Raw genomic sequence first — 17,886 nt, forward strand, 5'->3', positions numbered from 1 at the left:
AAACCGCAGCGCAAGCTGATTCAGAACATCGGCGGCGAAGCTCATACCAGAGCAACGATCTTGTCCTATGAAAGCAACGGGTTGATTCTTTACGGCTTCCCTTGACCCCGTACGCCTTCCGGCTGGTGGTGCTGCTCACCGGGAGACCCCGAAACCCTGCTTCTTCATGTCGGCGACCGTGTCGTCCTGCATCTTGTGCAGGGCGGCGGCGAAGTCCGACTTGTTCTTGGCGGCGGAGCCGAACGCGTCCTTGAAGGAGGCGTAGGCGACGTTCACGTTCGGACCCCAGGCCGCCGGCGCGGTGGTCTTCGCGATCCGGGCCGCCTCGGGGTAGAAGTCGGCCTGGTTCGAGAAGTAGTCCGGCGGGTTGGAGAACGCGCCGCTGAGCTGGGCGGACGTGGAGGCCGGGTAGATACCGCCGTCCTTCGCCAGCGCGTTGAGGGCGTCGGGATCGGTGTTCAGCCACGCCGCGAACTCGGCGGCCGCCTCCCGGTGCGCGGAGTCGGTGGTCACGGCCGTGGAGGAGCCGCCCCAGCTGCCGGTCAGGTCCTCGGTCGCCGACCACTGCGGCAGCGGGGCCATCGCCCACTTGCCCTTCGTGTCGGGCGCGGCCGTGGTAAGCGTCCCCGGCGCCCACACGGCGCTCACCCAGGCGATCTGCTTGCCGGTGTCCAGCGCCTTGTTCCAGGCCGGGGTGTACATCGGCTGGTTGTCGATCGCGCCCTCCTTGACCAGCCCGCCCCAGAACGCGGCGACCTTCCGGGTGGCGGTGTCGTCGATCGCGACCTTCCACTTGCCGCCGGACGTGGTCCACCACGTGGCGCCGGCCTGCTGGGCCAGACCCGCGAAGAGGCCGGAGTCGTTGGCGGAGAAGGTCGTCAGGGACTTGTCCGGCGCCTTCTTCTTCAACTGGCGGGCGGTCTCGGCGAACTGCTCCCAGGTGGTGGGGACCGTCAGGCCGTACTTCTTGAACAGGTCCTCGCGGTAGTAGAACATCATCGGGCCGATGTCCTGGGGTATCGCGTAGACCGCGTCGGTGCCGAGCGTGGTCTGCTGCCAGACGCCCTCGGCGAACTTGTCCTCGACGTCGCCGACCTGCTTGGAGATGTCGGCCAGCGCGTCATTGCTGACCAGCGTCGGCAGCGCCTGGTACTCGGCCTGCACCAGGTCCGGGGCCTTCTTCGCCTTGTGCGCGGTGAGGATCTTGGTGACCAGCGTGTCGCCGGACGCCTGCTTCTTCACCGTGACGGTGATCCGGTCCTTCTTCCCCGGCCCCTTGTTCCACAGGTCAACGACCTTGTCCATGCCGGGCGTCCAGGTCCAGTACGTCAGTGAGACCGGGCCGGACTCGGACGTGCTGTCGTCCCCGGAGCCGCAGGCGGCGAGGGTGGTCGCGCCGAGCGCGACGGCGAGGGCGGTTGTCACGAGGCGGCGGCGCTTCGTGTGCGGCATGGTTTCTCCCCTGACCTGGGTCCCCGCCCGCTGCGGGGACTGCCATGCAGATGTGCACGTTCACATGACCCGGATCTCGTCAGCTGCAAGTCCCTGGCATGCTTCTGTGAGCGTTCACAGTAGAGAAACATCCCGGACACTTGTCAATGGTTGTTGCTGTGCGGTTATGTTGGGCTCACATCACCGCTGCTGTGTGTGAACGTTCCCAAATGATCGATTTCCCGGGAGAGATCCATGCCGGACACCAGCCCCAGGGGCCTCACCAGGCTCGCCTTCGGCGGGGACTACAACCCCGAGCAGTGGCCGGAAAGCGTCTGGCAGGAGGACGTCCGGCTGATGCGGGAGGCCGGTGTCACGATGGTGAGCGTCGGGATCTTCTCCTGGGCCCTGCTGGAGCCGGCGCCGGGGGAGTACGACTTCGGCTGGCTGGACCGCGTCCTCGCCCTGCTGCACGCCGGCGGCATCCGCGTCGACCTCGGCACGCCCACCGTCTCCCCGCCCGCCTGGTTCTACCGCGCGCACCCCGAGGCGCTGCCCGTGACCGCCGAGGGCACGCGGTACGCGTTCGGCTCACGCGGCGCGATCTGCCACAGCAACGCGGACTACCGGGCCGCCGCCAAGGCGATCACCGTGAAACTCGCCGAACGCTACGGCGACCACCCCGCGCTCGCCCTGTGGCACGTGCACAACGAGTACGGCGTCCCCGTCTCGGCCTGCTACTGCGACTCCTGCGCCGCCCACTTCCGCCGCTGGCTCGCGCGGACCCATGGCACGGTCGAGGCGGTCAACGAGGCCTGGGGAACGGCCTTCTGGGGCCAGCACTACACCGGTTTCGAGCAGATCGGCCCACCCCGGGCCACCCCGACCGTCGGCAACCCGGGCCAGGCCCTCGACTACAAGCGGTTCGCCGACGCGACCATCCGCGAGAACTTCCGGGCCGAACGCGACATCCTGCACCGCCTCTCCCCGGGTGTGCCGGTGACCACCAACTTCATGACCGCGCTCAGCCAGTGCGACTCGATCGACTACTGGGCCTGGGGCCGCGAGGTCGACCTCGTCACCAACGACCACTATCTGATCACCGACGGCCGCCGCACCCACGTCAACCTCGCCATGGCCGCCGACCTCACCCGCTCGGTCGCCGGCGGAGCGCCCTGGCTGCTGCTGGAGCACTCCACCTCGGGCGTCAACTGGCAGCCCCGCAACCCCGCCAAGGCACCCGGCCAGATGGCCCGCAACTCGCTCGCCCACGTGGCCCGCGGCTCCGAGGGCGCGATGTTCTTCCAGTGGCGCCAGTCCCGGCGCGGCGCCGAGAAGTTCCACTCGGCGATGCTGCCGCACGGCGGCACCGACACCCGGGTCTGGCGCGAGGTGGCCGAACTGGGCGCGTCCGTCGGCTCGTTGAGCGGCATCCGCGGCACCCGCACCGAGGCCGACGTGGCCATGCTGTGGGACTGGCAGTCCTGGTGGGCACAGAACCTCGCCTGGCGCCCCAGCGAGGACCACGACCCGCGCGAACGCGCCGACGCCTTCTACGCGTCCCTCTACGACCGCCACCTCACCGTCGACTTCGCCCATCCGGAAGCCGACTTGTCGGTGTATCCCCTTGTCGTCGTACCCGCCCTGTACCTGACGACGGAGGCGGCCGGGAACAACGTCCGCGAGTACGTCGAGAACGGCGGCACGCTCGTGGTGTCGTACTTCTCCGGCATCGTCGACGAGCACGACGCCGTGCACGAGGGCGCCTACCCCGGTGCGCTGCGTGACGTCCTCGGCCTGACGGTGGAGGAGTTCTCGCCGCTGCTGACGGACCAGCGGGTGCGGCTGACCGGCCCCGACGGCGCCGGGTCGACGGAGCTGACCGGCGACGTGTGGACGGAGTTCGTCGTGCCGCGCGGCGCCGAGACCGTGTGGGAGTACGCCGACGGGCTCACCGCGGGCCGCCCGGCCGTCACCCGGCACCGGCTCGGCCGGGGCGCCGCCTGGTACGTCTCCACCCGCCTCGACGCCCACGGCCTCGACGCCCTGATCGGCCGGGCGGCCGACGACGCCCGGATCCCCCCGCGCACCGACCTGCCCCGGGACGTCGAAGTGGTGCGCCGCAGCGGCGAGTCCGGCACCTATCTCTTCGCGATCAACCACACCGCCGGCGACACGAAGGTGCCGCTGGACACGCCCGGCACCGAACTGCTGACGGGCGAACGCGCCGCGGGCCGGCTCGCGGTTCCGGCGGGGGCCGTCCGGGTCGTACGACTCGACGGCTGAGCAGGCCCCCCTCCGCCCGCGTGTGCCACGAGAGCCGCGGGCGGAGGGGCTCTCCTCCAGCCCCACTGGAGGACACCCCTCCCCAGTTACGTCGAAGGGACGACGGACGATGAAGTTCCATCCCAGACGCACCATCAGAGCCCTGCTGCTGCCGCTCGCCGCCGGGCTCGCCCTCACCGCCGTGCCCGCCCAGACCGCGCAGGCCGCGAGCACCCTGACCAACGGCGGCTTCGAGTCCGACGGCACCGGCACGGCCACTCCGGCCGGCTGGTCCGAGTACGGAGACACCGGCGCCTCGTACACCGAGTCCGGTGGCCACAGCGGGAGTTACCGCCTCACCCAGTACGCGTCCGCCGCCTACAAGGTGGAGACGTACCAGTATCTGTCGGGCCTGACCAACGGCAGCTACACCCTGACCGCGTGGGTGCGCTCCAGCGGCGGTCAGAACGCCGCGTACATAGCGCTCAAGAATTGCGGGAGTGCGGAGCAGCGTACCGATCTGCCCGTCTCGTCCAGTGGGTGGATCCGCATCGTCACGCCGGTCAATGTGACCGGCAACCAGTGCACCATCAGCATCAACAGTGACGCGAACGCCGGCAACTGGATCAATGTTGACGATCTGACCTTCACGTCCGGCACGACCGGTACATCCATCCACGGCGCCGACATCTCCTCCCTCGCCAAGAGCGAGGCCAAGGGCGGGGTCTACAGGACGAGTTCCGGCACCACCGGCGACGCGCTGGCCATCCTGAAGTCCTACGGCATGAACTACGCCCGCCTGAAGGTCTGGGTGAACCCCGCGGACGGTTACAACGACAAGGCGCACGTCCTCGCCATGGCCAAGCGCATCAAGGCGCAGGGCATGAAGCTCCTGGTCGACTTCCACTACTCCGACACCTGGGCCGACCCCGGCGCCCAGACCAAGCCGGCCGCATGGGTGGGCCATACATACAGTCAGCTCAAGACAGACGTGTACAACCACACGTACGACGTATTGAACGCCTTGAAGGCTCAAGGCACCACCGCCGACATGGTCCAGATCGGCAATGAGATCAACGGCGGCATGCTCTGGGCCGAGGGATCGACCGACAACTGGAGCCAGCTGGCCGGACTGCTCAACTCGGGCTACGACGCCGCCAAGGCGGTCAGCTCGTCCACGGTCGTCGCGCTGCACCTGGCCAAGGGCGGGGACAAGGCCGGCACCGAGTGGTGGTTCGACAACGCCGTGGCGGACGGCGTGAAGTTCGACGCGATCGGCCTGTCGTACTACGGCTACTGGCACGGCCCGCTCTCCGACTTCCAGAGCACGCTGGACGACGCGGCCTCCCGCTACGGCAAGCCCGTGTTCGTCGCCGAGACCGCCTACCCCTTCACGCTGGCCCAGGACGACTCCCTGGAGAACCAGATCGACACCACCGGCGAGCTGGTGAGCGGCTACCCGGCGACGGTGGCCGGCCAGACCGAGTGGATGAACGACGTGGCGAGCATCGTGGAGGCCGTCCCGAACGGCCGAGGCCTCGGTGTCTTCTACTGGGAGGCCACCTGGACCGCCGTCACCGGCAACGGCTGGGATCCCACCGACGCCACCTCCGGCAACGGCTGGGAGAACCAGGCCCTGTTCGGCTACGACCGCAAGGCGCTCTCCTCCATGACGTGGTTCAGCCACCGCTGAACCACCCGTGACGGGGCCCGGCCTTCGGGGGCGGCCGGGCCCTCGCCCCGTGTCCGGGCCCGGCCGGTGCTCCTCGGTCGCGCGGCGCTCCGTACCGGACAACGGCCGCCGAGTCCCGGACGCGACGGCGTCGCCCGGGCCACAGTGGGAACACTGCGTACGAGGAGGCCGGGGACGGAGGGCGGACGGATGACGGGAACTCCCTCGGGCCGGATGCGGAAGGCGATCCTGGAATGGCTCAAGGACCCCTCGGCCCACTTCCCCGCCCGCGGCCGTCGCGACCTCGCCGAGACCGGCGTCACCGCCCGGGCCGTGGCCGCCAAGCTCGGCGTGCCCTGCCGTACCGCCCGCGCCCACCTGGACTTCCTCACCCGCCTCGGCCTGCTGCGGGCCCACCGCGTGCGCTGCCGCCGCTACTACCGGCGCGACGAGATCCGCATCGTCGAAGTGGCCCGGATGTTCGAGAAGGGCTGGTGAGCACGCCGTTCCCGGACCGTCGTACAGGCGCAACGCCGCTCGGCCGTGCGGCGGTACCCTGGTGCCCGGCCGTGATCACCCGTCGGGGCGGGCCGAACAGGAGACGTACCAGCATGACAGCCCCGGAAGCCGAGAGCATCCGTGTCCGCGCCGCGTCACGCGGGCGGGCCGAGTGGCGTACCCAGGGTCCCGTCGTCGCGGTGGTCGCGATCGGCGGCGCCGTCGGCGCGACGGCCCGCTACGCGCTGACCCTCGCCTGGCCCACGCCCGCCGGCTGCTTCCCCTGGGCGACCTTCTGGACCAACGTCATCGGATGCGCCGTGATCGGCGTGTTCATGGTCCTCATCACCGACGTGTGGGCTGCCCACCGCCTGGTGCGCCCGTTCTTCGGCACCGGCGTCCTCGGCGGCTTCACCACGTTCTCCACCTACGCCGTCGACATCCGCAAGCTGGTCGAGAGCGGCCGCCCGGGCCTCTGGCCGGCCTATCTCGCCGGGACGCTGTGCGCGGCCCTGGCGGCGGTGTGGCTCGGCGCGGTGGCCGCCCGCCGGGTGCTCATCAGGAGGCAGCGATGACGTCGCTCAGCGGCCGGGCCCTCCGGCTCACCGTCTACATCGGCGAGGACGACACCTGGCACCACAGGCCCCTCTACTCCGAGATCGTGCACCGCGCGCACGCGGCCGGACTCGCCGGGGCGAGCGTCTTCCGGGGCATCGAGGGCTTCGGCGCCTCCTCCCGCATCCACACCTCGCGCCTGTTGTCGCTGAGCGAGGACCTGCCCGTGGCGATCGTCGTCGTGGACACGGAGGAGCGGGTGCGGGCGTTCCTGCCGCAGCTCGACGAACTCGTCGGCGAGGGTCTGGTGACCCTGGAGGAGTGCGAGGTCGTCCGGTACGTGGGGCGGACGGCGGGACCGGACGCCGCGGAGCCGGAAGGTAAGAAGTCGTTGTGAACTGGCTACTGGTCATCGCGGGGGCCCTGGTCGGTGCACCGCTGCGCTACCTCGCCGACCGCTCCGTACAGGCCCGCCACGACTCGGTCTTCCCCTGGGGCACGCTCGTGGTGAACGTCGTCGGCTGTCTGGTCCTCGGGCTGCTCACGGGCGCGGCCGCCGCCGGGGCCGCCGGGCCCCACCTGCAGCTTCTGCTCGGCACCGGGCTGTGCGGCGCGCTGACGACCTACTCGACGTTCTCCTACGAGACCCTGCGGCTGACCGAGGCCGGTTCCGGGCTCTACGCTGCGGTCAACGTCGTCACGAGCGTGGCGGCCGGGCTCGCCGCGGCCTTCGCCGGGGTCTGGCTCGCCGGAGCGCTGTGGGCCTGATCCCTGCCCTACGGTCGGGCATAGTAAGACTGTCTACAGCACTGTCGACCAACTCTCCTCAGAACTGGATCCCATGAGCGCCATCTCCGTCGGTCAAGCCGTCGTCCTCGGAGTCGTCGAGGGGGTGACCGAGTTCCTCCCGGTGTCCTCCACCGGTCACCTGAAGATCGCCGAGGGGCTCATGAACATCCCCGTCGACGACACGTCCGTCGTCGCCTTCTCGGCCGTCATCCAGGTCGGCGCCATCGCCGCCGTGCTCGTGTACTTCTTCAAGGACATCAAGCGGATCGTCTCCGCCTGGTTCCGCGGTCTCACCAACCGCGAGGAGCGCTACCACCACGACTACAAGTTCGCCTGGTGGGTGATCGCCGCCACCATCCCGATCGTCGTCGTGGGCCTGGCCGCCAAGCCGCTGATCGACGGTGCGCTCGGCTCCCTGTGGGTGGTGGCCGGCTCGCTGATCGTCGGTTCGGGCGTGATGTGGGCGGCTGACCAGATGGGCCGGCACAAGCGCGGCGAGGACGACACCTCGTTCAAGGACGCGATGTGGGTCGGCTGCTCCCAGATCCTCGCCCTGCTCTTCCCCGGCTTCTCCCGCTCCGGCGCCACCATGTCCACCGCGCTCATCCTGGACCTGGACCGCGTCGCCGCCACCCGGCTGTCGTTCTTCCTCGGCATCCCGGCCCTGACCGGCGCGGGCATCTACGAGCTGAAGGACGCCCTCGGCGCCGGCGTGGGCGCGGCCCCGCTGGCCGTCGGCACCATCGTCTCCTTCGTGGTCGCCTACGCCTCCATCGCCTGGCTGCTGAAGTTCGTCGCCAAGCACTCCTTCAACGCCTTCGTGATCTACCGGATCGCCATCGGCGCGGGCCTGCTCGGCCTGCTCGCCACGGGTGTGCTCAGCGCCTGATCCGCCTGTCCTGGTCGCTCACGGGGTGTGGATGCCTGTATTCAGGTGCCACACCCCGTGAATGTTTCCTTGCCTCGATGCCTTGACAGTCCCGGCGCGCAACCCGCAGGATCGCTCCCGTGAACCTGTCAGACAGCCAGACAGGTGGTCTGGGCCCCCGGCGTGTCAGCGCCATGGAAGCGGTCCTCGGCCACCTTCGCGGCGCCATCGAACGCGGCGCGTACGCCATCGGCGACAAGCTCCCCTCCGAGGCCGAGCTGTGCCGCACCCTCGAGGTGTCCCGGCCCGTGCTGCGCGAGGCGCTGCGCGCGCTGCAGACGATGGGCCTGACGGTCTCCAGGACCGGCAAGGGCACCTTCGTCGTCGCCAGTGCCGTCGAGGACCCCACCTTCGGCGACTACGCGGCCAGCGACCTGCTGGAGGTCCGCCGGCACATCGAGATCCCGGTCGCCGGGTACGCGGCGACCCGCCGCACCCCGGAGAACCTGGACCACCTGGCCCATCTGCTCGACCGCATGGAGCGGGAGACGGACACCACGGCCTGGGTCGCGATGGACACCCTCTTCCATCTCGCGGTCGCCGAGGCCGCCCAGAACCCGGTCTTCCGCCGGGTCATCGAGGAGATCCGCGACGCACTGGCGCGCCAGTCGGCCTTCCTCAACGAGCTGGGCGGCCGTCGTGAGCAGTCCAACCGCGAGCACCGGGCGATCGTCGAAGCGCTGATCGACGGTTGCGAAGACGACGCGGTCGAGGCCATGAGCCACCACCTGGACCGCGTCGAGACGACCCTCACCGACATCGTGCGTCCCCAGCGGACGGACCTCCCCACGGAAGGCGGACCCGAGGCGTGAGCGAGCAGCACCTCAAAGACGAGACGCGCCCCTCGTCCGGCCATGTCGACGCCGGAGACGCCGGCTACAGCAAAGGCCTGAAGCACCGGCACGTCAACATGATCGCCATCGGCGGAGCCATCGGCACCGGCCTCTTCCTCGGCGCCGGAGGCAGGCTCGCCGACGCCGGGCCCTCCCTCTTCATCGCGTACGCCGTCTGCGGCGTCTTCGCCTTCCTGGTCGTGCGCGCCCTCGGCGAACTCGTCCTGTACCGCCCCTCCTCCGGTGCCTTCGTGTCGTACGCGCGGGAGTTCCTCGGGGAGAAGGGCGCGTACACCGCGGGCTGGATGTACTTCCTCAACTGGGCCACCACCGGCATCGCCGACATCACCGCGGTCGCCACCTACACCCACTACTGGGGCATGTTCTCCGACATTCCTCAATGGTTGATCGCATTGATCGCGCTGGCCGTCGTGTTGACCGTCAATCTGATCTCGGTCAAGATTTTTGGCGAACTGGAGTTCTGGTTCGCGATCGTCAAGGTCAGCGCACTGGTGATCTTCATGTGCATCGGCATCTTCCTGCTGGTCACCCAGCACCCGGTCGCCGGCCACCACCCCGGCCCGTCCCTGATCACCGACAACGGCGGCATCTTCCCCAACGGCATGCTGCCCATGCTGCTGATCATCCAGGGCGTCGTCTTCGCCTACGCCTCCGTCGAACTGGTCGGCGTGGCCGCGGGCGAGACCGAGAACCCCGAGAAGATCATGCCGAAGGCGATCAACTCGATCATGTGGCGCGTGGGCCTGTTCTACGTCGGCTCGGTCGTCCTGCTCTCGATGCTGCTGCCCTGGAACAAGTACACCGCCGGCGAGAGCCCCTTCGTGACCGTCCTGTCGAACGTCGGCATCCCGGCGGCCGGCGGCGTGATGAACCTGGTCGTGCTCACCGCTGCCATGTCCTCGCTCAACTCCGGCCTGTACTCCACCGGCCGCATCCTGCGCTCCATGGCCATGAGCGGCTCGGCGCCCAAGTTCACCGGGCGGATGAGCCGCAGCCAGGTCCCGTACGGCGGAATCCTGCTCACCAGCGGTATCTGTGTCCTCGGCGTGGGCCTCAACTACGTCGTCCCCGCCGACGCGTTCGAGATCGTCCTCAACTTCGCGGCGATCGGCATCCTCGCCACCTGGGGAATGATCATGGTCTGTCATTTGTTCTTCTGGCGGAAGACCCGGCAGGGCGAGCTGACCCGGCCGTCCTACCGGCTGCCGGGTTCCCCCTGGACCGAGATCGTGACGCTGGCGTTCCTCGTCTCCGTCCTGGTCCTCATGTACGCCGACGGCGGCGCCGGACGCACCACCGTGCTGTGTCTGCCGCTGATCGCCGCAGCGCTGGTCGCGGGCTGGTACGCCATCCGCGGCCGCATAGCGCGCCCGTCCACCGGTGCCGACGCGTGACCCGCGAACCGGCCCGATCCGACTCATCGATACAGGCAGTGATGTACAGCAGTTCCCCCGCCGACGCACCCGTCGTCCGCGAACCCCTCCACGCACCCGTCGCCCACCTCGTCCGCGACGGGGTGGTCGAGGGCATCCACTACGGTTCCGTCGTCGTCCTCGGCGCCGACGGCCGGGTGGACTTCCAGCTCGGCGACATCGAGGCCGCCTTCTACCCCCGCTCGGCCATCAAGCCCGTGCAGGCCGTGGCCATGCTGCGGGCCGGGCTGCCGCTCGACGGCGAACTGCTCTCGCTGGCCGCCGCGAGCCACTCGGGCGAGGAACGCCACCTCGCCGGCACCCGGCGCATCCTCGAACTCGCCGGGCTCACCGAGGACGACCTGCGCAACGTCCCCGACATGCCGTTCGACCCGGTCGTACGGGACGTCTGGATCCGCGAGGGCCGCCTGCCCGACCGGCTCGCCCAGAACTGCTCCGGCAAGCACGCGGCGATGCTGTGGACCGCCAAGCTGAACGACTGGTCCCTGCCGGACTACCTCGACCCGGCCCACCCCCTCCAGCAGGCCGTCCAGGAGATCGTCGAGGACCTGACCGGCCAGCGGGTCGCCCGGGTCACCGTGGACGGCTGCGGCGCGCCCCTGTTCTCCATCTCCCTGCACGGCCTCGCCCGCGCCGTCGCCCGGATCGCCTCCGCCGCGCCCGGCACGCCCGAGGCCCGGGTCGCCGACGCCATGCGCGAGCACGCCGAGATGGCCTCCGGCTCCGGCCGCGACGTGGCCGCGCTGATGCGTGCCGTGCCGGGGCTGCTCGCCAAGGACGGCTTCGAGGGCGTGCAGGTCGCCGCGCTGCCCGACGGCCGGGCCGTCGCCGTGAAGATCGCCGACGGGGCGAATCGCGCCCGTGTCCCGGTCGCGGCGGCCGCACTCGCGCGCGCGGGCGTGGACCCCGAGTCGCTGACCGAGTTCGCGGGTGAGCCGCTGCTCGGGGGCGGGAAGCCGGTGGGGTGCGTGCGGGCCGTGCGTGCGCTGGATCCCGTTCCGTTCACCACCTGCGCGTAGTGCGCCGCGGAATGCCGGTCGTTCGGGGGACTGCGGGTCGTCGCCGGTCCGCGGGCCGTTCGTGGCTGGTCGCGCAGTTCCCCGCGCCCCTGTGGGGCGCGCTTACTTTCACCCCCTCAGAAAGAGGACCTGAACCCTCATGACCGCCGCCACCCGCAGCGAGCACGACCTGCTCGGCGACCGTGACGTACCCGCCGACGCGTACTGGGGTGTGCACACCCTGCGTGCCACGGAGAACTTCCCCATCACCGGTACGCCGATCTCCGCGTACCCGCATCTGATCGACGCCCTGGCCGCCGTCAAGGAGGCCGCCGCGCTCGCCAACGAGGAGCTGGGGCGGCTGGCGCCCGAGAAGGCCCGCGCGATCGTCGCCGCCTGCCGGGAGATCCGGGCGGGCGGGCTGCACGACCAGTTCGTCGTCGACGTCATCCAAGGCGGCGCCGGCACGTCCACCAACATGAACGCCAACGAGGTCGTGGCGAACCGGGCGCTGGAACTGCTCGGCCACGCCAAGGGCGAGTACACGCATCTGCACCCCAACGAGGACGTCAACCTCGGCCAGTCCACCAATGACGTCTACCCGACCGCCGTCAAGATAGCGACGGTCTTCGCGGTCCGTGGACTGCTCAAGGCGATGGCTGTGCTGCAGGACGCCTTCGCCCGCAAGGCCGTCGAGTTCCGTGACGTGCTCAAGATGGGCCGTACACAGTTGCAGGACGCCGTGCCGATGACGCTCGGCCAGGAGTTCTCCGCCTATGCCGTCATGATCGAGGAGGACCGCAGCCGTCTTGCCGAGGCCGTCGAGCTGATCCATGAGATCAACCTCGGTGCCACCGCGATCGGCACCGGTCTCAACGCGCCCGCCGGCTACGCCGAGGCCGCCCGTCGGCACCTGGCCGCGATCACCGGGCTGCCTCTGGTCACCGCCGCCAACCTGGTCGAGGCCACGCAGGACTGCGGTGCCTTCGTCCAGATGTCCGGCGTGCTCAAGCGGATCGCGGTCAAGCTCTCCAAGAGCTGCAACGACCTCAGGCTGCTGTCCTCCGGTCCGCGCGCGGGCCTCGGCGAGATCAACCTGCCGCCGGTACAGGCCGGTTCGTCGATCATGCCGGGCAAGGTCAACCCGGTGATCCCCGAGGTGGTCAACCAGGTCGCCTTCGAGGTGATCGGCAACGACGTCGCCATCACCATGGCCGCCGAGGCCGGACAGCTCCAGCTCAACGCCTTCGAGCCGATCATCCTGCACTCGCTGTCGGAGTCGATCACCCATCTGCAGAGCGCCTGCCTGACGCTCGCCGAGCGCTGCGTGAACGGCATCACCGCCAACACCGAGCGGCTGCGCGCGACCGTGGAGAACTCCATCGGCCTGGTCACCGCGCTCAACCCGCACATCGGCTACACCGCCGCCACCGACATCGCCAAGGAGGCCCTCGTCACGGGCCGGGGCGTGGCCGAACTGGTGCTGGAGAAGGGCCTGCTGCCGGCCGAGAGGCTTGCCGGTCTGCTGCGCCCCGAGGTCCTCGCCGGAAGTGTGGCACCCCTCGCCTGACCTGCGGCAACGCGCACTCGATGACGCTCTGGGACCGGACGGAAGGCACAATGGTGATCATGACAACGACGTCGTCCCACACCTTCCTGCCGGTCCTGGAGCGCATCGCGGAGGAGATAGGCCGCACCCCCGGCCGAGGCCGCCCCGCCGACTACATCCCGGCCCTCGCCGCCCGCGACGCGCGCAGCTTCGGCATGGCGGTCGCCGAGCTGGACGGCACGGTGTACGGGGTGGGGGAGTGGCGGCAGCCCTTCTCCGCGCAGTCCATCACCAAGGTGTTCACACTCGCCCTGGACCTGGCCCGCGAGGGCGACGAACTCTGGGAGCACGTGGGCCGCGAACCCTCCGGCAACCCGTTCAACTCCCTGGTCCAGCTGGAGTACGAGAACGGCATCCCGCGGAATCCTTTCATCAACGCGGGCGCGCTCGTCGTCACCGACCGCCTGCAGACCCGTACCTCGGACGCGGCCGGGGAACTGCTGGCCTTCCTGCGCGCCGAGAGCGGCAACCCGGCCCTGGACTTCGACCAGGAGGTCGCGGCCTCCGAGACCGCCCACGGCGACCGCAACGCGGCCCTCGCCCACTTCATGGCGTCCTACGGCAACATCGACAACGACGTGACGGTCCTGCTCGACCAGTACTTCCGGCAGTGCTCCGTCGCCGCCTCCTGCGCCGACCTGGCCCTCGCCACCGGCTTCCTCGCCCGGCACGGCATCCGCGCCGACGGTGGCCGGCTGCTCACCCGCAGCCAGGCCAAGCAGGTCAACGCGGTCATGCTGACCTGCGGGACGTACGACGCGGCCGGTGACTTCGCCTACCGCGTGGGGCTGCCCGGAAAGAGCGGCGTCGGTGGCGGGATCATCGCGGTCGTGCCGGGCCGCTGCACCCTGTGCGTATGGAGCCCGGGCCTGGACGAGCGCGGCAACTCGGTGGCCGGGGTGGCCGCGCTGGACCGGTTCACGACCCTCACCGGGCTGTCGGTGTTCTGACGGGACTCGTCGGCACGGGATGCGGAAGGTGCCCCCACCGGTCACATCTCGGCCCCCACCCGGAGGGCTCGGCGTCTCCTTCCGGCCACCCGGCGTTGACACGCTGAGTCAGTGTTGGCCATGGCATTCCCCGTCGATCTCCGCCGCTGCCAGTTGCTCGGGCTGGCCGGTACCGCCTTCCTCGCGCTGGGCGGTGAGACCGCCGGTGCCCTGCCCGTGCAGGACCTGCTGGCCCCCGCCTCGGCGCAGGCGGCGCTCGGTCTGGTCGGGGTGTACTTCGGTGTCGTCCTGCTGATAGCGGCCTGGGTGCTGCTCGGCCGTCTGGTGCGCGGACCGCGGCCGCCGAGCCCGCGCGCCCTGCTGCTCGTGCTGGCCGTGTGGACCGCCCCGCTGCTGCTCGCCCCGCCGCTGTTCAGCCGGGACGTCTACAGCTATCTCGCACAGGGCGCCATGGTCGACGCCCACATGGACGTCTACGCCCACGGTCCGGCCCAGCTCGGCGGCCCGCTCGCCGTCGAGGTCGCGCCGATGTGGCAGCACACCGGCGCCCCCTACGGCCCCGCCTTCCTGGGCCTGGCCTCCGCGCTGTCCGGCCTGACCCGCGGTGAACTGCCCGCGGGCCTGCTCGGCATGCGCCTGGTCGCCCTGCTCGGTGTGGCCCTCATGGCCCTGGCGCTGCCCCGGCTCGCCCGGCACAGCGGCGCCGACCCGGCCGCCGCCCTCTGGCTCGGCGCTCTCAATCCGCTGGTGCTGCTGCATCTGGTGGCGGGTGCCCACAACGACGCCCTCATGCTCGGCCTGCTGGGCCTCGGCCTGGTCGCCGCGCGGGGCCGGCGGCCGGCCGGCGGGGTCGCCGGGGCCGTCCTCGTCACCCTGGCCGCCCTGGTCAAGGCACCGGCCGCGCTCGGGCTCCTGGCGGTGATCGCCCTGCGGGTCCGCTCCGGCCGGCCGCCGCTGCCGACCGTCCTGACCACCGTGGCCACCTCCGCCGCGACCACGGTCGCCGCCACCGCCACAGCCGGTACCGGTTATGGCTGGATCGGTGCCCTGGCCACCCCGGTCTCACCGCAGAACTGGGCGCTGACCAGCCTGCTCGGCCGGGCCACCGGCGCCCTGCTGGCCCACCTCGGCAGCAGCCTGGCCCCGCTCGCCGTCCCGGCCTGGCATCTGCTGGGCCTCGCGGTCACCGCCGTCGTGGTGGCGCTGATATGGCTCCGGCTGCGCCCCCGACCGGTGTACGCGCTCGGCCTGAGCCTGCTGGCCGTCGCCGTGTTCGGCCCGGCGATCCGCCCCTGGTACGTGCTGTGGGGCCTGTTCCTCATCGCCGCCGCCGCGCCCAGCACCTCGATACGGCACCGGGTCGCGGCCCTGGCCGGCGTCCTCGCCCTCGCCGTCCTGCCCGACGGCGGCCCGGCTGACCCGGGGCAGCTGGTGCTCGCCGTCTCCGGCGGGGTGCTCGGCGTGGTCGTCCTGTGGCAGGCCCACCAGGCGGCCCAGGCCCCGGCACCGGGACGCACCGCGTGACCGGGCCGCGTACCACTCGCGGCCGTGTGCTGCTGGTCCTCCTCCTCGTCGCCGCGGTCACCGTCTTCACCGCGACCGTGCCGCTGCTGCGCGACTTCTTCGACCTGCGCGTTTACTACGGGACCGTGCACACGTGGGTGCACCACGGCGGCCGGATCTACGACTACAAGGTGCCGGGCACGACGTACGGCTTCACCTACCCGCCGTTCGCCGCCCTCGCCATGCTGCCGCTGGCCGTGCTGGGCCGGAACGCCGCGATCGCGCTCTGCCTGCTGGTGAACCTGACCGCGCTGGCGGTGGTCCTGCGGATCCTGGCCGGTGCCGGCTGGCGGCGGTACGGCTGGTACCGCTGGTCGCTGTGCCTGTGTGCACTGGCGCTGTTCGAGCCGCTGCGGGACACCTTCAGCTTCGGCCAGGTCAACCTGGTGCTGCTGGCCCTCGTGCTCGGCGACTGCCTGCTGCTGGCGACCGGCCGGGGGCGCCTGGCGGGTGCCGGGATCGGGCTCGCCGCGGCGGTCAAGCTGACGCCCGCCCTGTTCATCGGCCTGCTGCTGCTCGCCGGGCGTCGCAGGGCTGCCGGGATCGCGACGGCCGTGGCGGTCGCGGTGACCGCGCTGGCGGCCTGGGCGGACCCGCGTGCGTCCCGCTTCTACTGGACCGAGGCGCTGTGGGACACCAGCCGGGTGGGCCGGCTCGGTTACGTCTCGAACCAGTCGCTGCAGGGCGTACTGGCCCGGCTCGGCGAGACCGGCCGGCCGCTGTGGGCGACGCTCGTCCTGCTGACCCTGTGCGCGTGGGCCTGGCGGTCCCGTCGGGCGGTGAAGGCGGGCGACTGGCAGGCGGCCTTCGCGCTCACCGGGGCGGCGGCCTGTCTGGTCAGCCCGATCACCTGGGTGCACCATCTGGTGTGGCTGCTGCCGTCGTTCGTCGTGCTGGTCCGCGCCGGGCACCCGCGGATCGCGGGCGCCCTGTACGCGGTGCTGTGCACGAGCGTGGTGTGGCTCTGGTACGACGGGGCGTCCGGCATCGGCGGTTTCCTCGGCAGCAACCTCTACACGTGGATCACGCTGGGTCTGCTGCTCGGGCTGCCGACGGGTCAGCCGCGCGCGGACCGGCTCCTGGCCCGAAGAGCGAGCACCATGGCCGCCGCGCCGAGCCCCGAGATCCCCGAACCGATCGCGATGCCCGACCAGTCCGAGGCGTCGGCCGGCCCCGGTGAGGCGGCCGCGGCCACCGGTACGGCCGCCGGCGGTGCCGGGGGGCGGGGCTTGGCGCGCAGGCCCTCCAGCGAGCCGACCGGATCCACCCGCCCGGCCGCGTCGAAGCCCCAGTCGAGCAGCTCGCGCGCCTCTTCGTACACCGTGGAACCGCCCACCTGAGGGTTCATCACGGTCACCAGAAGCGTGCGCTTGCCCCGGTGGGCCGCGGCCACCAGGGTGTTGCCCGCGTTGCTGGTGTAGCCGTTCTTGATGCCGAGCAGCCCCGGATACGGCTTCACGCCGTTCGCGCCGGTCAGCAGCCGGTTGGTGTTCTGGATCCCGAACGACCAGCCGCCGGCGGGGAACTCGGCCTCGGCGGTGGAGCAGTACCGGGCGAAGTCGGGGTTGCGCAGTCCTTCCCGGCCGAAGATCGCCAGATCGTAGGCGGAGGACACCTGGCCCTCCGCGTCGTAACCGTCGGGGGAGACGACGTGGGTGTCCATGGCACCGAGCGAGCGGGCCTTCGCCTGCATCTTCCTGGCCGTGGCGGCCCAGCCGCCGGACATCGAGGCGAGCACGTGGACGGCGTCGTTGCCGGATCTGAGGAAGACCCCGCGCCACAGGTCGGCCACCTGGTAGCTGTGGCCCTCCTGGATGCCGACCAGGCTGCTGCCCGCGCCGATGCCGGCGAGCTCCTCGTTCCGTACGGTGTGCCGCATCGTGCCCGGCAGCGTGGGCAGCACGGTGAGGGCGAACAGGGTCTTGAGGGTGCTGGCCGGCGGCAGTCCGAGGTGGGCGTCGCTCGCGGCCAGCACCTCCCCGTTTCCGGCGTCGGCCACCACCCAGGACAGTGCCGACACATCCGGCAGCTCGGGCGCGCCCCGGTGCCGCCGGACGTGTGTGCCGGAGCGGTAGAGCAGGGACGGACCGGGCATCGTGGCCCGGGGGGCGGGCGGGGCGGGTTCCCCGACGGGCGGGGCGGAATCCGTGGCCCGGTGTCCGGCGGAGGCGGCGGCCGGCGTGAGCACCAGCACCCCCGCCACGCACAGGGAACAGGCCGCCACAGCCGTCCGATGAGAAAGTCCGTTAATCATACAAATCAACCTAGGAACGGGTCCGCCGTTCTTCGCGCGGTCCGGGCCGTTCGGCCCACGCGAGCAACCCGGACGAGGCACCCAGGG

15 protein-coding genes and 1 pseudogene are annotated in these 17,886 nt (G+C 70.9%); 14 read left to right on the forward strand and 2 right to left on the reverse strand.

Features of this window, described 5'->3' with window-relative positions; translation table 11 throughout:
• Positions 1-135: 135 nt before the first annotated feature.
• Positions 136-1,452 (reverse strand): ABC transporter substrate-binding protein, encoded by a 1,317-nt coding sequence (locus ADK64_RS16715; RefSeq protein ID WP_053659669.1) that lies wholly within the window; start codon positions 1,450-1,452, stop codon positions 136-138.
• A gap of 234 nt (positions 1,453-1,686) precedes the next feature.
• On the opposite strand from ADK64_RS16715, the gene ADK64_RS16720 reads away from it, so the two are divergent.
• From ADK64_RS16720 to ADK64_RS16785, 14 genes are all read left to right on the forward strand, one after another.
• On the forward strand, positions 1,687-3,717 hold the full coding sequence (locus ADK64_RS16720) for a beta-galactosidase (protein WP_053659671.1): 2,031 nt from the start codon (positions 1,687-1,689) through the stop codon (positions 3,715-3,717).
• Positions 3,718-3,826: 109 nt separating this feature from the next.
• Positions 3,827-5,389: a glycosyl hydrolase 53 family protein gene (locus ADK64_RS16725; RefSeq protein WP_053659673.1), complete on the forward strand. Its 1,563-nt coding sequence runs from the start codon at positions 3,827-3,829 to the stop codon at positions 5,387-5,389.
• Positions 5,390-5,578: 189 nt separating this feature from the next.
• Positions 5,579-5,866, forward strand: coding sequence for a hypothetical protein (locus ADK64_RS16730; protein WP_053659675.1), 288 nt, complete (start codon positions 5,579-5,581; stop codon positions 5,864-5,866).
• A 113-nt stretch (positions 5,867-5,979) separates the two neighbouring features.
• Positions 5,980-6,441: a fluoride efflux transporter CrcB gene (crcB, locus tag ADK64_RS16735; RefSeq protein ID WP_053659676.1), complete on the forward strand. Its 462-nt coding sequence runs from the start codon at positions 5,980-5,982 to the stop codon at positions 6,439-6,441.
• A complete protein-coding gene (locus ADK64_RS16740; protein ID WP_053659678.1) occupies positions 6,438-6,818 on the forward strand; it encodes a DUF190 domain-containing protein in 381 nt (126 codons plus the stop codon). Before crcB (ADK64_RS16735) ends, ADK64_RS16740 begins: the two co-directional genes overlap by 4 nt.
• Positions 6,815-7,189 carry a fluoride efflux transporter CrcB gene (gene crcB / locus ADK64_RS16745; RefSeq protein ID WP_053659680.1) on the forward strand — a complete coding sequence of 125 codons (375 nt, stop codon included), beginning with the start codon at positions 6,815-6,817 and terminating at the stop codon, positions 7,187-7,189. Before ADK64_RS16740 ends, crcB (ADK64_RS16745) begins: the two co-directional genes overlap by 4 nt.
• A gap of 73 nt (positions 7,190-7,262) precedes the next feature.
• Entirely contained in the window at positions 7,263-8,099 is an 837-nt protein-coding gene (locus tag ADK64_RS16750) for an undecaprenyl-diphosphate phosphatase (protein WP_053659681.1), read from the forward strand.
• 173 nt (positions 8,100-8,272) lie between these two features.
• Complete coding sequence (locus ADK64_RS16755) at positions 8,273-8,950, forward strand: FadR/GntR family transcriptional regulator (RefSeq protein WP_053659683.1); 678 nt, start codon at positions 8,273-8,275, stop codon at positions 8,948-8,950.
• Positions 8,947-10,386: an amino acid permease gene (locus tag ADK64_RS16760; RefSeq protein ID WP_053659685.1), complete on the forward strand. Its 1,440-nt coding sequence runs from the start codon at positions 8,947-8,949 to the stop codon at positions 10,384-10,386. The genes ADK64_RS16755 and ADK64_RS16760 overlap by 4 nt, the downstream gene beginning before the upstream one ends.
• 41 nt (positions 10,387-10,427) lie before the next feature.
• Positions 10,428-11,444, forward strand: coding sequence for an asparaginase (locus ADK64_RS16765; RefSeq protein WP_053659687.1), 1,017 nt, complete (start codon positions 10,428-10,430; stop codon positions 11,442-11,444).
• Between the two features lie 139 nt (positions 11,445-11,583).
• Positions 11,584-12,993, forward strand: coding sequence for an aspartate ammonia-lyase (gene aspA, locus ADK64_RS16770; protein ID WP_053659689.1), 1,410 nt, complete (start codon positions 11,584-11,586; stop codon positions 12,991-12,993).
• Positions 12,994-13,043: 50 nt separating this feature from the next.
• On the forward strand, positions 13,044-13,982 hold the full coding sequence (locus tag ADK64_RS16775; protein ID WP_053659691.1) for a glutaminase: 939 nt from the start codon (positions 13,044-13,046) through the stop codon (positions 13,980-13,982).
• 120 nt (positions 13,983-14,102) lie between these two features.
• On the forward strand, positions 14,103-15,506 hold the full coding sequence (gene mptB / locus ADK64_RS16780) for a polyprenol phosphomannose-dependent alpha 1,6 mannosyltransferase MptB (RefSeq protein ID WP_053659692.1): 1,404 nt from the start codon (positions 14,103-14,105) through the stop codon (positions 15,504-15,506).
• Positions 15,503-16,885 carry a glycosyltransferase family 87 protein gene (locus tag ADK64_RS16785; protein WP_053659694.1) on the forward strand — a complete coding sequence of 461 codons (1,383 nt, stop codon included), beginning with the start codon at positions 15,503-15,505 and terminating at the stop codon, positions 16,883-16,885. The genes mptB and ADK64_RS16785 overlap by 4 nt, the downstream gene beginning before the upstream one ends.
• Positions 16,886-16,944: 59 nt before the next feature.
• Here ADK64_RS16785 and ADK64_RS43050 read toward each other — a convergent pair.
• Positions 16,945-17,799, reverse strand: a pseudogene (locus ADK64_RS43050) (D-alanyl-D-alanine carboxypeptidase family protein); the annotation flags it as partial.
• Between the last annotated feature and the right edge of the window lie 87 nt (positions 17,800-17,886).

This window comes from Streptomyces sp. MMG1121 (assembly GCF_001280015.1).
Taxonomy (GTDB): Bacteria; Actinomycetota; Actinomycetes; order Streptomycetales; family Streptomycetaceae; genus Streptomyces.